15 protein-coding genes are annotated in these 14,160 nt (G+C 51.9%); 8 read left to right on the top strand and 7 right to left on the bottom strand.

The features are described 5' to 3' along the window. Window positions 1–193: 193 nt before the first annotated feature. The 3 genes from modA to FN037_RS00855 are packed head-to-tail and all read left to right on the top strand — an operon-like array spanning window position 194 to window position 2,341. Window positions 194–940 carry a molybdate ABC transporter substrate-binding protein gene (modA, locus tag FN037_RS00865; RefSeq protein ID WP_138358995.1) on the top strand — a complete coding sequence of 249 codons (747 nt, stop codon included), beginning with the start codon at window positions 194–196 and terminating at the stop codon, window positions 938–940. A gap of 5 nt (window positions 941–945) precedes the next feature. Further along, window positions 946–1,734, top strand: coding sequence for an ABC transporter permease (locus FN037_RS00860; RefSeq protein WP_138358993.1), 789 nt, complete (start codon window positions 946–948; stop codon window positions 1,732–1,734). After that, entirely contained in the window at window positions 1,721–2,341 is a 621-nt protein-coding gene (locus FN037_RS00855) for an ABC transporter ATP-binding protein (RefSeq protein ID WP_142501361.1), read from the top strand. The genes FN037_RS00860 and FN037_RS00855 overlap by 14 nt, the downstream gene beginning before the upstream one ends. Before the next feature lie 239 nt (window positions 2,342–2,580). Here FN037_RS00855 and rstA read toward each other — a convergent pair whose 3' ends face one another. Together rstA and FN037_RS00845 are read right to left on the bottom strand one after the other, a co-directional pair. Continuing rightward, window positions 2,581–3,297 (bottom strand): two-component system response regulator RstA, encoded by a 717-nt coding sequence (gene rstA, locus FN037_RS00850; RefSeq protein WP_138358989.1) that lies wholly within the window; start codon window positions 3,295–3,297, stop codon window positions 2,581–2,583. Window positions 3,298–3,608: 311 nt separating this feature from the next. After that, window positions 3,609–3,977, bottom strand: a complete 369-nt coding sequence (locus tag FN037_RS00845) for a YkgJ family cysteine cluster protein (protein ID WP_142501854.1) — start codon at window positions 3,975–3,977, stop codon at window positions 3,609–3,611. Between FN037_RS00845 and FN037_RS24315 the strand changes: the two genes are divergently transcribed. Beyond that, window positions 3,950–4,225, top strand: a complete 276-nt coding sequence (locus FN037_RS24315) for a hypothetical protein (protein WP_185929232.1) — start codon at window positions 3,950–3,952, stop codon at window positions 4,223–4,225. The two genes, FN037_RS00845 and FN037_RS24315, sit on opposite strands and share 28 nt — an antisense overlap. A 68-nt stretch (window positions 4,226–4,293) precedes the next feature. After that, a complete protein-coding gene (locus tag FN037_RS00840; RefSeq protein ID WP_142501360.1) occupies window positions 4,294–4,629 on the top strand; it encodes a GlpM family protein in 336 nt (111 codons plus the stop codon). On the opposite strand, the gene folM is transcribed toward FN037_RS00840, so the two are convergent. The 3 genes from folM to ydgH all read right to left on the bottom strand — a co-directional run bounded on the left by folM (window position 4,626) and on the right by ydgH (window position 8,018). Next, complete coding sequence (gene folM, locus FN037_RS00835; protein WP_142501359.1) at window positions 4,626–5,351, bottom strand: dihydromonapterin reductase; 726 nt, start codon at window positions 5,349–5,351, stop codon at window positions 4,626–4,628. The genes FN037_RS00840 and folM overlap by 4 nt on opposite strands. Before the next feature lie 36 nt (window positions 5,352–5,387). Continuing rightward, window positions 5,388–6,770 carry an amino acid permease gene (locus tag FN037_RS00830; protein ID WP_142501358.1) on the bottom strand — a complete coding sequence of 461 codons (1,383 nt, stop codon included), beginning with the start codon at window positions 6,768–6,770 and terminating at the stop codon, window positions 5,388–5,390. A 297-nt stretch (window positions 6,771–7,067) separates the two neighbouring features. Beyond that, the gene (ydgH, locus tag FN037_RS00825; protein WP_138358981.1) at window positions 7,068–8,018 is read right to left on the bottom strand and encodes a DUF1471 family protein YdgH; all 951 of its coding nucleotides are present in this window, start codon (window positions 8,016–8,018) and stop codon (window positions 7,068–7,070) included. 522 nt (window positions 8,019–8,540) lie between these two features. Between ydgH and pntA the strand changes: the two genes are divergently transcribed. From pntA to FN037_RS00805, 3 genes are all read left to right on the top strand, one after another. Then, window positions 8,541–10,070 (top strand): Re/Si-specific NAD(P)(+) transhydrogenase subunit alpha, encoded by a 1,530-nt coding sequence (gene pntA, locus FN037_RS00815; protein ID WP_138358977.1) that lies wholly within the window; start codon window positions 8,541–8,543, stop codon window positions 10,068–10,070. A gap of 10 nt (window positions 10,071–10,080) precedes the next feature. Continuing rightward, entirely contained in the window at window positions 10,081–11,469 is a 1,389-nt protein-coding gene (pntB, locus tag FN037_RS00810) for a Re/Si-specific NAD(P)(+) transhydrogenase subunit beta (protein ID WP_138358975.1), read from the top strand. Between the two features lie 144 nt (window positions 11,470–11,613). Continuing rightward, on the top strand, window positions 11,614–11,802 hold the full coding sequence (locus FN037_RS00805) for a YdiH family protein (RefSeq protein WP_138358973.1): 189 nt from the start codon (window positions 11,614–11,616) through the stop codon (window positions 11,800–11,802). Between the two features lie 336 nt (window positions 11,803–12,138). On the opposite strand, the gene uspE is transcribed toward FN037_RS00805, so the two are convergent. Together uspE and fnr are read right to left on the bottom strand one after the other, a co-directional pair. Next, window positions 12,139–13,089, bottom strand: a complete 951-nt coding sequence (gene uspE / locus FN037_RS00800; protein WP_138358971.1) for a universal stress protein UspE — start codon at window positions 13,087–13,089, stop codon at window positions 12,139–12,141. 137 nt (window positions 13,090–13,226) lie between these two features. Beyond that, window positions 13,227–13,979 carry a fumarate/nitrate reduction transcriptional regulator Fnr gene (fnr, locus tag FN037_RS00795; protein WP_004102577.1) on the bottom strand — a complete coding sequence of 251 codons (753 nt, stop codon included), beginning with the start codon at window positions 13,977–13,979 and terminating at the stop codon, window positions 13,227–13,229. Window positions 13,980–14,160: the final 181 nt, after the last annotated feature.

The following is a 14,160-nucleotide window of genomic DNA, read 5'->3' as shown; positions in this document are numbered from 1 at the left end:
TCTGCCTTGTTATGCCCTGGTTGACTGGTCATGAAAGCAGGGTTCGCCCCGACTGACAACATCCAGTTGACTGGGAACAGTATAAAGCTATTGAAAGGTGCAGGAATATGGTTATATATGGTTATGTAACCACGTATATAACGATATGTGAGCACAGGGATGAACAAATGAATTTTTTGACGAGGACGGATTCATGAAGCCAATAAAATACCTACTTTCCGGCATACTGCTGTGCTGTAGCTTTATTTCCACCGCCGCCGATCTCCATCTTTATGCCGGGGCGGGTTTACGTACGCCGGTAGATAAAATTGTCTCGCGTTTCGAAAAAGAGACAGGCCAACACGTCACGGTAGAATACGGTGGCTCAGGGCAGATTCTTGCCCGTTTTGAGTTAACCCGGCAGGGCGATTTATTTCTGCCTGGCTCCGCTGATTATGTCGATAAAATTAAGTCGGAAGGTGAACTGCAAGAGTCTTTCCCACTGGTACACCATACCCCGGTCATGGCGATTCGGAAGGATAAAGCTGACGGTATTACCACCTTTGCTGAACTGGCGAAAAGTCATCTAAAACTCGGAATGGGTGACCCGAAGGCGATTGCGCTGGGCAAAAGCGGCGAGAAGTTGTTAGCGCTTTCCGGCTATGGCAATGCCTTGCGGGAAAAAGTGGTGGTCAGAACGGCGACAATTAAGCAACTGGTGATGTATCTGCTCAACGGCGATGTGGATGCGGCGGTTATCGGCCGTACTGACGCCGTGAAAAATAAAGACACGCTGGTTCTTCTGCCGACGCCAGCAGGTACGCCGGATGAAATTGCCACGCTGGCGATTCTGCGGACCAGTAAACATCCTGAAATCGCGCGCCAGCTGGCAGACTATTTTACGTCAGCACAGGGTATTAAGGTCTTCACCGATATGGGCTACCTGCCCATTAATGAATAATTACCGTGGCTAAACTGACGCTGCTGCCGCTTGGTTTGCTGCTGATTCTGGTGATAGGGTCGTTATTATCGCTGGTGTTTGAGCTGGATCTGACCACGCTTATCCAGGTTCTGCAGGAGCCTGAACTATTTTTCGCTGTCATGCTCTCACTGGGAACGGCTCTGCTCTCCCTGCTACTGTCGCTGTTGATTGCTATCCCTGCCGGATGGGCGGTGGCACGGATGAACTTCCGAGGTAAAGATATTGTCAATATGTTGCTTGATATTCCTCTGGTAACACCCCCTTTGATCGTCGGCATCGGTTTGCTGCTTTTACTCGGTCAACGTGGCCCCCTGGCGACGGTGGCGCCAGGTCTAGCCGATGTGTTGTTTTCGCCATTTGGCGTGGTGATCGCTCAGACTTATGTTGCCAGCGCGATTATTTTACGTTCTGCCAGCGCTGCGTTTTCTTCAATTGATCCGGCATTTATTACGACAGCCTGGAATCTGGGGCTGACGCCGCTGCGCTCCCTGATCCTGGTGGAAATCCCGCTGTGCTGGCACACGTTATTGGGGGGCAGCATTCTGGCACTCGCCAGGGCACTCGGCGAGTTTGGCGCGACGTTAATGCTGGCTGGCGCGACACGCCTGAAGACTGAAACCCTGCCGATTGCGGTTTACCTGAATATCGCCAGCGGAGATTTTTCTCTCGCCATTGGCTGCGCGCTGGTGTTGATTTTTCTGGCGGGAATATTGCTGCTGGTACTGCATCGGGTACAGCATATTTATAAGGAAAACGTTCATGCTGCGCGTTGAGCATTTAACCACGCAGGCGTTTAATGAACTGGATTTCCATGTTTCGGAAGGGATCTGTACTGCCATTACCGGGCCATCGGGCAGCGGCAAAACGACACTACTGAATGCTATTGCGGGGATAATCTCTTATCAAGGAGAAATATGTCTTGACGGAAAATCAATCAATACGATCCCACCCTGGCAGCGTCCCTGTCGTTATCTCAATCAGCGACTGTATCTGTTTCCGTATCTGACGGTCGCGGGGAATCTGGCACTGGCGCAGTACGCGGCCGGTTTGCCGCGTTCAAGGCAGAAACAAATGTCTGTACTTGACGATATGGGGATTGCGCATCTGGCGGACTGTTACCCCCGACAGATTTCCGGTGGCGAGCAACAACGAGCAGCGTTAGCCAGAGCGCTGGTATCCCGGCCGCGATTGTTGCTTCTTGATGAGCCCTTTTCAAATCTGGACTGGGGTATTCGTTCACGCTTGTGGGAAATAGTCAGAGGGTTACGCCAGTACGACGTGACGGTAATTCTGGTGACACATGAACCAAAAGAAGCAGAGTATTTGGCTGAAACACAGTGGGTTTTCCAGAGTGGAAAATTACATGAAACCCGGAATTAAAACACATAACCCTCAATCGTACGGGTCAACATGACGCCAGCGGCTGCGCAAAATGGGGCGAAATTCGCAAGCATTTCCAGGGACGGGGTACAATCATTGGCATGAAAAAGACCGTACCCGTCGGTTGCTAAATTGAATATAACGTATTGAAATAAAATGATTAATTTTAATCAGGCGAGTTGAAAATTCTCCACGCACTAAAACAGCCCGGGCAGTTTCTCCACAACCTGATCCGTGAATTAGTTATCCCAGGCGTGCGGGGCAAACAGGTAGCCTTTATTGCGTACCGTCTTAATACGATAGGGTTCAGTTGCATTATCGAGAAGTTTTTTGCGTAAACGCGAAATGGCAACATCGACGCTGCGGTCCATGCCATCGTAACTGACGCCGCGCAGATTCTTCAGCAGGGCGTCCCGGTCCATAATTTGCCCGGCGTGTGTGGCCAGTTCCCACAACAGATCGAAGTCCGCTGTAGAGAGTGACACGCCGTCGCCGCTTAGCGTCACCTGTCGATTGACCGGATCAATGGTCAGGGAGCCAAAGCTAATGGATTTATGGGGGGTAAGCGAAGAGGGCGCCCCGGCGCCCGGCGCGGCGATATGCTGACGAAGATGCAGGCGCAGGCGGGCCAATAGCACGGCCGGCGGCGTGGTTTTCAGAATATAATCGCTGGCGCCCATTTCGAGCGATAAAATATGGTTCATATCGCTGTCCAGGGAGGTGAGCAGTACGATGGGGCCCAGCCACTGGCCGCGCAAATCCCGGCACAGCGTCATGCCGTCTTTACCCGGCAGCATGATATCCAGTAACACCAGATCCGGCTGTTCGCGGGCGATAACCTCTTCGGCCTGGTCGCCTCGTGGTTCAACAACCACGTCCATATCATGCTTTCCCAGATAAGCGGCGATCAGCGCGCCCACCTCCGGATCATCCTCAACAAAAACGATCTTATTCATATTTTATGCGTTGCACTTTTTATTAACGAATTGAATTTATTGTGTCAGGTCACTTTCACTCGCGTCCGGAGACGTGGGCCCAGTTACGGGCACAGGACGTTGACCTGTGAATGGCTGTTTGCTGCCAGCCACGCGCCATAAACATTGTAAACCATCTGTGCATTCATGCGACTTATCGGGTTCGTCATGAAGCGAGCCTCCGGATGATGAATGAAAAGCAAGGCCGTATCTGAAAGCAAACATGACGCCCGACAAATCAATGACATCCTCAACAGATATAAATGATGCGCCGCCCTGAAAAAGAGAATGGATCATTGTTTGTCGGCTACGGTATGCGCCACGGACAAAGGGAGTAGAGGCGGCAAACCGTATTTTGCCCGCGCGCGATTGCAGGCCTCATTGACCTTTCCGTCCTCGCCGGACATGGCAAACTCGCGGCATGTGGAAGAGCGGTCTTCGTAAATCGTGCAGCATGCTGATTGCCCCGGCGTACCGGCAAGCGCAACGCAGCGGGGATGCTTCTGGTTGGTTCCGACCATACATCGGTGGTATGGCGAAATTTGTTCAGTAAGCTCAACGGGAACAGTGCCGCCTGCGTCACAGCCCTCAGCCCAGTAAAAAGAGACACGAAAAAACGCACAACAGGCTCCGCATGTCATACATGGATTCAGGTCGCTCACAGTTTCACCAGCTACAGAAAAAGGGTTTTGTGGAAACCGCAGCCAGATTGTATGCAGAAACGACTGCGGTGGATACCAGAATGCGGGAATTAACATACACCGCCTTTAATTTGCCTGCCATTATTCTTTTATACCCTAAATTATTCGAGTTGCAGGAAGGCGGCGACGCAGTGAATCCCCGGGAGCGTACTCCATTACGTGACTGGGGTGAACGAGGAAAGCCAACGCACATGCAACTTGAAGTATGACGGGTATATAAACAAATGTTCTTCCGTTATGCTGTGAATACTTGTTAGTTAATGGTGAAGGAAAAGGAATGGGGCTGTTGATTAAAGCGTTGCTCGGGGTTCTGGTCGTTGTCCTGATTGGCGTACTGTCCAAAACAAAAAATTACTATATCGCCGGGTTGATTCCATTATTTCCTACCTTTGCGCTGATAGCGCACTATATCGTCGCCAGCGAGCGGGGTATTGAAGCGCTGCGTACCACAATCGTATTCGGTATGTGGTCGATAATACCGTATTTTATCTATTTGTTTTCACTGTGGTATTTTACCGGGATTATGCGCCTGCCGTTTGCTCTGGCAGGCGCAGTCGGGTGCTGGAGTTTGTGCGCGTGGCTGTTAATTATTGGCTGGAGTCGCTTTTATTAACGCAGGTGGCGGCCACCGTCAACGGCGAATGAACGACCAGTAACATAGCAACTGTCGAGCAGGTATTCGATCAGGTCGATGATCTCTTTTTCACCTGGCGCAATCTTCATCAGCGATTTATCAAGCGCCTGTTTACGGTAATCCGCATCATCGCCTTCATTAAATAAAATCAGCGATGGGGCAATGGCGTTAACTTTAATTTCCGGCGCCAGCTTGCGGGCAAACGAGCGGCCCATATTATCCAGCGCCGCTTTACTGGCCGCGTAAGCAATATGTTTGTCGCTGCCGCGCTCCACGACGTAGTCGGTAATGTGGATTATATCGCTGGCGGCATGACCGTGACCGCGCAACAGGCTCTCCAGCGAGTGATTAAGCAGATAGGGGGCGTTGACATGAATTTGCATCATGCTGGAGAGCACGGTGGTTAATGGCGTTCCGGGTTTTTCCGCCATCCAGCCGCTGGCGTTATGAATAATGGCTCGCAAACCGCCGCGAGCATGCGCTTTCACCTCTTCAGCAAACGCCAGAATGCTTTCATCATCACTGAAATCCCCGTGCAGGCAAACGGCTCCCGCATCGCGCAGCTCATCAATGGCTGGATAGTACGTGCGGTAGCTGATGATAACAGGGTGTTGCTGAGCCAGAAAATGGCGAGCCAGAGCGAGGCCGATGCGACGGCCTCCGCCGGTAATCAGGATCGGGCGAGGCTGGATGTCAGCCATGGATATCTCCTTCGAATTCAGCGGCAGGGTAACCGCTTACCCCACCAGCATCCACGTGGCTGGTAGGGCGGCAACCAGTAAAAAAATAATGAGTGCCAGATCACGGCGTTTTAGCGAACGCTCGTACTGGTGAGTACGACGGGCGTACAGGAAAACCAGTAGACCCGGAGCGTAAAGTATCACCGACAAAAGCAAATGCACAGGGCCAGATGCATATAATAACCATACGCCATAAATACCGGCCCCAACGCCTACCGCCTTATGTAGCGGGCGTTCGGCAATCTTCAGCAGAAAGGCGCCGACAAGGAAATAAGGCACCAGAATCATCTCGGAGGCGATGGTAAGCAGCGTGTTATAATCGGCGCCGGTTAGCCAGATCAACACCAAACAAACCTGCACGCTGATGTTGGTCAGCCAGAGTGAAGCTGATGGCGCGTTATTTTTATTGTGGCTGGCGAAGAGGCGCGGGAAAGCTTTATGCGTCGCCGCCAGATAAGGGACCTCCGCCGCCATAATCGTCCAGCTCAGATAAGCGCCGCAGACGGAGATAATCAACCCGGCAGCGATAACAATTTCCCCCCAGGGTCCCATCATGTTGACCATCAATCCAGCCATCGACGGGTTGCGGATTTCCGCCAGTTCACTGCGAGGCATGACGCCCAGCGAGAGCAGGGTCACCAGCAGATAGACCGTCAATGCCGACAGCACCGCCAGCAGCGTCGCGCGGCCTACGTCCCGTTTATTCCGGGCCCGTGCGGAAACGACGACCGCGCCTTCGACGCCGATAAAAACCCACAGGGTGATCAACATGGTATTTTTCACCTGTTCCCACACCGGTACGCCCAGCGCCAGTCCGCTAAAATCCAGACGGAATGTCTCTGTGCGAAAGGCGATAGCGGCTAATACGACAAACGCGCCAAGAGGTAGTAGCTTGGCAAGGGTCGCCGCCAGATTGATACTTGCCGCAGTTTGTACGCCGCGCAAAATCAGAAAGTGCACGATCCACAGCAACACCGATGCGCCGACGATTGACTGCCAGGTGTTACCTTCGCCAAACAGGCGCAGTTCCCGGGTATCGGTAAAGAAACTTAGCGCGGAGAAAACGATAACCAGATAGGAGACATTGGCGATAACCGCACACAGCCAGTAACCCCAGGCGGAACAGAAGCCAATCAGTTCGCCAAAGCCTTCCCGGGCATAGGTAAAAATGCCGCCGTCGAGTTCGGGACGAATGCGCGTAAGCAGCAGCATGGCAAAGGCGAGGAACAGAATCCCCAGGCCGGTGATGCTCCAGCCGATAAGCAACGCCGACGGACTGGCTACGGCGGCCATGTTTTGCGGCAAACTGAATACACCAGCACCCAGCATTGAACTAAGTACCAATGCGGTCAGGGCACTCAGGCCCAGTTTCTTTTCCATTGTCTTCCTGAAATGCTGAATTGCAGACTCAGCGTCTGGCCCATCTGGGCGGGTTCACTTACCGTTTTGGCCCAGGGCAGCGATAAGAATATTTATTTTGCAAAATCGCATAAAAATGGATGATTTCGCTGAGGTGCGGGATTTTACGAAGTGTTTTGTACGCATGCAATGGAGGAAGCGAAAAAAAGCGAAGCAGTGGCATTTACCGGCATCGTGCAGAAGTGTCTACCGTGGGGTGTGAACGAAAAATAAGGCGCTTTCGGTTATGTGAAGGCGCCTTATGCAACCCAATAAGGTTTATTTGTACAGATCGGCGCTGATGGTGATGTTGCCGCCGCGCTCCTGCCACTGACGGGTAATGTGATAATATTTCGCGCCTTTTTTAGCGGCGCGTTTCGCCGTCTGGTAGGAGATTTCCGTCATATTGCCGTAGTTGCCGGTGAACTTGATACTGTCGAAAGGAATCATCTGCGCGGCGGTGATTTTGTTCACTTCTTCGATTTTAGTGCCATCCGGAAGCGTGACAGTGTAACGCCCACCTTTGGAAGACTGGGTTTCAAAAAAGCGACCGACGCCAGTACCCGCGCCGACGGATGCTGACGTGGCGACTCCAGGGATTTCCACTTTTTTCGCTGCTGCACCACCTTCGGCCAGCGCGGCGCGACCGGCCTGGGAATCAGCGGGGATAGCATCCGGGCTTTGCAGGACACGTTTTTTGGCATCAGCTTTATAAATATAGGCGGTGATACGCTGGTTACCGCCGTCGTTTGCATCAATCTGGCGCACAATAAAGAAAGAGGCCGCGCCTTTGGCTTTAGCCGCTTTGGAGATGGCGTCGTTGACTTCCGGCTGGCTGCGGTAGAAGCCCTGAACGGTGACGGTATCGAAAGGCTCCAGTTCAACGGCCTGAACTTTCGGTAATTCCATTACGCCATTGATGATACGATTTTTCGGCGCGTCGGCCTGTGGGGCATTTTGTTTATAAAAATCGGCCGTTACGCGCAAGTTGCCGCCGCTGCCAAAATCAGACGTATCGACAACATAAAAGGACGCAGCGCCTTCTTTGTCTGCTTTACGGGAAACGGCCTGCACCGCGTTGCCGATGGAGTTAAAGCGGCCTGTGATTTCCACGCGCTGATAGGGCTTCAGCGCAGCCGCTTGCTCCGGCGTCAGCTCGATCGCCGCATGGGCAGATATCGCGGTCGTAGCCAGAAGGGCAGACGCCAGGAGTGAGTTCTTAAGCTTCATAAAAATAATCCTTTGCCTTGCGCAAACCATGTACTGGTGTTGTTGTTGACTGAAAACATTTGATTATTGCATTTATCGCGCGTGACTGTCTGCGTCAATTTTATGTCGCCGCCCGAAACGTACAAGGACGAAATATAACATTTCCCGATATGTTGAAAAAACAGCCGCTTGAGCAGCAAAATCGATAATCGATATGACTTTAATAAGTTAATGTAATGTTAATGCAATGATCTTGATGGCGATAAATGGTGAATTACCCCCTCAGCTAAGCGAATTATCAGGTACAGGAATAAAAATAAGGCAAATATTGCTGTCTGACACGGTTAGTCGTGCGTTTTGCCAATAAAATCAAAATTTCTGTTTTATCGCTGTAGATCACAATCGGTATTTTCAGTAGGTTATAAAAAGTTTGTTACTGTTTCATTTTTCAGACATATGTCGGAGGGAGCATGTCCTTTGCCCCTTCGACAGTTGGTTGTAAGAAAAGCAAACCATCATCAAAAACCGATGGAAGGGAAAACTATGCGTATTGGTGTACCAAGAGAGAAACTAGCCCTGGAGACCCGGGCCGCCGCCACGCCGAAGACGGTGGAGCAGTTGCTGAAACTCGGGTTTAGCGTCGTCGTTGAGAGCGGCGCCGGTAAACTGGCCAGTTTCGACGACGAAGCCTTTGTTCAGGCTGGCGCGGAAATCGTTAACGGCAATGATGTGTGGCAGTCAGACGTCATTCTGAAAGTTAACGCGCCTGAAGACGATGAAATCCAACTGCTTAATCCCGGCACGACGCTCATCAGTTTTATCTGGCCTGCGCAAAACTCGCAGCTGATGGAAAAACTGGCGGCGCGTAACATTAACGTGATGGCGATGGACTCGGTGCCGCGTATTTCTCGTGCTCAGTCGCTGGATGCGTTGAGTTCGATGGCCAACATCGCCGGTTATCGCGCAATTGTTGAAGCCGCGCATGAATTTGGTCGCTTCTTTACCGGGCAAATCACCGCGGCAGGGAAAGTCCCTCCTGCGAAGGTGATGGTTATCGGGGCCGGGGTTGCGGGTCTCGCGGCCATCGGCGCGGCGAATAGCCTCGGCGCGATCGTTCGTGCTTTTGACACCCGTCCGGAAGTCAAAGAGCAGGTGCAGAGTATGGGCGCCGAGTTCCTTGAACTGGACTTTAAAGAGGAAGCCGGCAGCGGTGACGGTTATGCCAAAGTGATGTCTGAAGCCTTTATCAAGGCGGAGATGGAGCTGTTCGCCGCGCAGGCGAAAGACGTCGATATTATCGTCACCACGGCGCTGATTCCGGGTAAACCGGCACCGAAGCTGATTACCCGAGAAATGGTCGACACCATGAAGTCCGGTAGCGTGGTTGTTGATCTGGCGTCGCAAAACGGCGGCAACTGCGAATACACCGTGGCGGGTCAGGTCGTCACCACCGACAATGGCGTGAAGATTATCGGTTATACCGATCTGCCGGGGCGCTTACCGACTCAATCATCTCAATTGTACGGGACCAACCTGGTTAACCTGCTTAAACTGCTGTGCAAAGAGAAAGACGGCAATATCGTGATCGATTTTGATGATGTCGTTATTCGGGGCGTTACCGTTATTCGCGAGGGTGAAATCACCTGGCCTGCACCACCGATTCAGGTGTCCGCTCAGCCGCAGGCGGCCGCGAAGAAAGTGGAAGCGCCGGTGGAAGAAGCAAAACCCGGTTCGCCGTGGCGTAAATATGCGCTGATGGCGCTGGCGATTATTCTGTTTGGCTGGCTGGCCAGCGTGGCGCCGAAAGAGTTCCTCGGCCACTTTACCGTTTTTGCGCTCGCCTGTGTGGTCGGTTACTACGTGGTGTGGAACGTTTCTCATGCATTGCACACGCCGCTGATGTCGGTAACTAATGCGATTTCCGGCATCATTGTGGTTGGTGCATTACTACAGATAGGTCATGGCGGCTGGGTTAGCGCCCTGAGCTTTATCGCGGTGCTGATCGCCAGCATTAATATTTTTGGTGGTTTCACCGTCACTCAGCGCATGCTGAAAATGTTCCGCAAAGGATAAGGGGTAACAAATGTCTGGTGGATTAGTTACAGCTGCATACATTGTTGCCGCGATTCTGTTTATTTTTAGCCTTGCAGGGCTTTCCAAACACGAGACCTCTCAGCAGGGTAATTACTTCGGGATCGCCGGGATGGCGATTGCGCTGGTGGCGACCATTTTGGGGCCGGACAGCAGCAACATCGCGTGGATTCTGTTGGCGATGGTGATCGGCGGCGCTATTGGTATTCGTCTGGCGAAGAAGGTTGAAATGACCGAAATGCCGGAGCTGGTGGCAATCCTGCACAGCTTCGTCGGTCTGGCGGCGGTGCTGGTGGGCTTTAACAGCTACTTGCAGCATGAAACGGGTATGGAACAGATTCTGGTCAATATTCATCTGACCGAAGTGTTCCTCGGTATCTTCATCGGCGCGGTCACTTTTACCGGTTCCGTTGTGGCGTTTGGTAAGCTGTGCGGCAAACTCTCCTCTAAGCCGCTGATGCTGCCGAACCGTCATAAGCTGAACCTGGCGGCGCTGGTCGTTTCCTTCCTGCTGCTGGTGGTGTTTGTGCGTACCGACAGTGTGGCGATGCAGGCAATTTGCCTGTTGGTGATGACCGTTATCGCGCTGGCGTTTGGCTGGCATCTGGTGGCCTCAATCGGCGGTGCGGATATGCCGGTCGTCGTTTCAATGCTGAACTCATACTCTGGCTGGGCCGCGGCGGCGGCAGGTTTTATGCTCAGCAACGACCTGCTGATCGTTACCGGTGCGCTGGTCGGTTCTTCCGGTGCAATTCTGTCATACATTATGTGTAAGGCGATGAACCGTTCGTTCATTAGCGTTATTGCCGGTGGTTTCGGCAGCGACGGTACGTCTTCATCGTCTGATGAAGAAGTAGGGGAGCATCGTGAAATCAGCGCAGAAGAAACTGCGGAGATGCTGAAAAACTCCCAGTCGGTGATCATCACGCCAGGCTATGGTATGGCGGTGGCCCAGGCGCAGTATCCGGTTGCCGATATCACGGAGAAATTACGCGCGCGTGGGATCAAGGTGCGTTTCGGTATTCACCCGGTTGCCGGGCGTTTGCCAGGCCATATGAACGTACTGCTGGCGGAAGCGAAAGTTCCGTACGATATCGTGCTGGAAATGGACGAAATTAACGACGATTTCGCTGATACCGACACCGTGCTGGTTATCGGCGCTAACGACACGGTCAACCCGGCTGCCCAGGACGATCCACACAGCCCGATCGCCGGCATGCCGGTTCTCGAAGTGTGGAAAGCGCAGAATGTGATTGTGTTTAAGCGTTCGATGAATACGGGCTATGCAGGTGTACAGAACCCGCTGTTCTTTAAAGAGAATACTCAGATGTTGTTTGGCGATGCCAAAGCCAGCGTCGATGCGATTCTGAAAGCGTTGTAAGACAACACGTTTAAAACCTTTGCTTCTTAAGCCGTCTCTTCTGAGACGGCTTTTTTATATGTGTGATGTCGTTATCATTTGCTCATAAAATAGCCAGTCAGGCGTGTTATAATAAATTAGTTTTTCATCCAACCAGAGGATATTATGGATACCGAGTTAACCCCCACGCAACTGGCCATCGAATTTCTGCGTCGTGACCCTGCTGCTTTGACCCCCGCGCAGTATCTGAAAAAGCTGAAAGTACTGGAACTTGAGTTCGCTGATTTAATGGCGCTCTCAGCCCTGGAGCTTAGAGAAGAGATCGATCACGCATGGCGGTTAGGTATCCACTAACGTTTTACGTTACCGATGTTTGTTGTGATGTCAGGGGCCGAAAGGCCCTTTATTTTTGCCAGAAATATAAAACGACTGGGCCTGAATGGTGCTGTATATAATTTTCACGACTCCTGTCGCCGCAGATTTATTGCTGGCCTACCGCGGGGGAGCATATCAGGAAGCCGACGAGGGTGCAGGCGCGCATCCTGGGACAGGCGCTGGATCGGATGAAGCGACGTGAAGCGGTTCACGCCGCAAAACTATCAATTAACGCTCCCTTCAGGCCCAAAAGGCGCGGTTAAGTCATTGTGAATGGCTTAACCGCGCGGCGGAAGACACGAAGTAAACGCCGGGCTAATCATCTTCTTCGTCATCCAGCTCCACTGGCGTCTGGTACTGATCCGGCTTCAGCGCCAGCAGGTCGCAGCGCAGGTGGTCGATAACCTGTTCAGCGGTATTGCCGAGGAAGGCCGCCGACAGTCCTGTACGACCAATCGTCCCCAACACAACGATACCTGCCTGCAAATGCTCCGACAGATCGGGGATCACCTCTTCAGGTAAGCCTTTTTCAACGTGGGTACGGTTTTCATCAATGCCGAATTTCTGCCGTAACGCCTTCATTGCCAGCAGATGCTGACCACGGATGGCATCGTTATATACGCTGGGGTCAAAATCAGGGAGTTCAATGGCGATGTTGATTGGCGTGACCGGATACGCGCTAACCAAATGCACTTCGGTATGATTAACCTGTTCCGCCAGTTCGATCGTCTCTCTTACCAGCTTTTCATTAAGCGCATCATGATAGTTCTCTTCGCTGGCAAGGTTGACCGCGACCAGCGCTTTACCCCCTTCCGGCCACGGCTGATCTTTGACCATCCATACCGGGCATGGGCATTTGCGCAGCAGATGCCAGTCGGTGGGCGTGAATATCACGGCTTCCAGTTTGTCGTGCTGATGCGCCATCTTCAGGACTAAATCATGCTTATCGCTGATGATTTCCTGAATAATGGCCTCGAAAGGACGGTTATGCCACACGACCTTAATATCAATGGGGACGCCGGACTCAATATAAAATTTGGCCTGTTCACGGATCCAGGCAGTACGCTGCCCGATGACGCCCTGGCGCATCGCTGTACGCTCGTCCGGAGACAGCAGGGTGGTCATTTCATAAGAAAAATCATAGATCGGCAAAAAGGCTTTGATGCGTCCACCAATCCGTTGGTGCAGATACACCGCACGCCGCAATGCAGGCTGATCGTCCTGATTGGGGTCGATGACTACCAGCATGTTTTGATACTTCGCCATACAGGGGCTCCTTACAACTGTCACCACAGTCTGTTATTAAAAGATAACCTATATGGATGGAATGAAACAGAGGATGAACCAGGTCAGATCAACAAATTAGAAAAAATTCGCGATCTGACCGGGAAACGGAAGGGTTATCAGGCGACGTTACGAGCCTGGCCAGCAAGTTGCGCCAGCAGGTCACTATTTTCGATGGTGATGTATTTCCCTTTCACCGCCAGCATGCCGCTTTTCTGGAAACGCCCCAGCAGGCGACTGATGGTTTCAACCGTCAGACCCAGATAGTTGCCAATATCGCCGCGGGTCATCGTGAGGCGGAATTCACGCGGGGAAAAGCCGCGCTGGGCGAAACGACGAGACAGGTTGTAGATAAAGGCCGCCAGACGCTCTTCTGCGTTCTTTTTGGAAAGCAGCAGAATCATATCCTGATCGCCTTTAATTTCGCCGCTCATGAGACGCATCATCTGCTGACGCAAATTGGGCATTTTGCCAGAAAGATCGTCCAGCGTTTCGAACGGAATTTCGCAGACCATTGAGGTTTCCAGCGCCTGGGCAAAGCTCGGATGATGACCGGTGCCGATGGCGTCAAAGCCAACCAGATCGCCTGCCAGATGGAAACCGGTGATTTGCTCATCGCCCTGTTCGGTGATGGTGTAGCTTTTAATGGTGCCAGAACGAATTGCATACAGCGATTTCAGCTCATCACCAGCTTTGAATAAGGTCTGTCCTTTCTGGATCGGCTTTTTTCGCTCAATGATGTTATCAAGCTGATCAAGCTCATGCTCGTTCAGAGTGAAAGGGATGCAAAGCTGGCTAATACTGCAATCCTGGCAATGGATTGCACAACCACCAGACTGAATGCGTCGTATAATTCGCTTTTCCGGGATCATAAGTCTGCTCAGGCTTTAATTGATATTAGTCAATTTTAACATCTTTTTGATGAGCAGGTAAGTCCAGAACGTCTCAAAGACGCAATATTAGGAGGGGAAATCAATGATTAATCCTAACAGCTTGTTTAAAAATGAGTTATCTGAGTAATTTTAATTGTAAAATTACCAAAAGATTCCAGAA

Source organism: Klebsiella sp. 2680, assembly GCF_900198535.1.
Taxonomy (GTDB): domain Bacteria; phylum Pseudomonadota; class Gammaproteobacteria; order Enterobacterales; family Enterobacteriaceae; genus Klebsiella; species Klebsiella indica.
The sequence above is the reverse complement of the archived record's forward strand: the minus strand, read 5'-3'. Positions and strand labels throughout refer to the sequence as shown.

Coding starts and splice junctions, on each gene's coding strand:
- folM (WP_142501359.1), bottom strand. CDS start 5,351: ATGGCTGACATCCAGCCTCGCCCGATCCTGATTACCGGCGGAGGCCGT.
- pntB (WP_138358975.1), top strand. CDS start 10,081: ATGTCTGGTGGATTAGTTACAGCTGCATACATTGTTGCCGCGATTCTG.
- FN037_RS00830 (WP_142501358.1), bottom strand. CDS start 6,770: ATGGAAAAGAAACTGGGCCTGAGTGCCCTGACCGCATTGGTACTTAGT.
- FN037_RS24315 (WP_185929232.1), top strand. CDS start 3,950: ATGTCATACATGGATTCAGGTCGCTCACAGTTTCACCAGCTACAGAAA.
- modA (WP_138358995.1), top strand. CDS start 194: ATGAAGCCAATAAAATACCTACTTTCCGGCATACTGCTGTGCTGTAGC.
- FN037_RS00855 (WP_142501361.1), top strand. CDS start 1,721: ATGCTGCGCGTTGAGCATTTAACCACGCAGGCGTTTAATGAACTGGAT.
- uspE (WP_138358971.1), bottom strand. CDS start 13,089: ATGGCGAAGTATCAAAACATGCTGGTAGTCATCGACCCCAATCAGGAC.
- FN037_RS00805 (WP_138358973.1), top strand. CDS start 11,614: ATGGATACCGAGTTAACCCCCACGCAACTGGCCATCGAATTTCTGCGT.
- rstA (WP_138358989.1), bottom strand. CDS start 3,297: ATGAATAAGATCGTTTTTGTTGAGGATGATCCGGAGGTGGGCGCGCTG.
- fnr (WP_004102577.1), bottom strand. CDS start 13,979: ATGATCCCGGAAAAGCGAATTATACGACGCATTCAGTCTGGTGGTTGT.
- FN037_RS00840 (WP_142501360.1), top strand. CDS start 4,294: ATGGGGCTGTTGATTAAAGCGTTGCTCGGGGTTCTGGTCGTTGTCCTG.
- ydgH (WP_138358981.1), bottom strand. CDS start 8,018: ATGAAGCTTAAGAACTCACTCCTGGCGTCTGCCCTTCTGGCTACGACC.
- pntA (WP_138358977.1), top strand. CDS start 8,541: ATGCGTATTGGTGTACCAAGAGAGAAACTAGCCCTGGAGACCCGGGCC.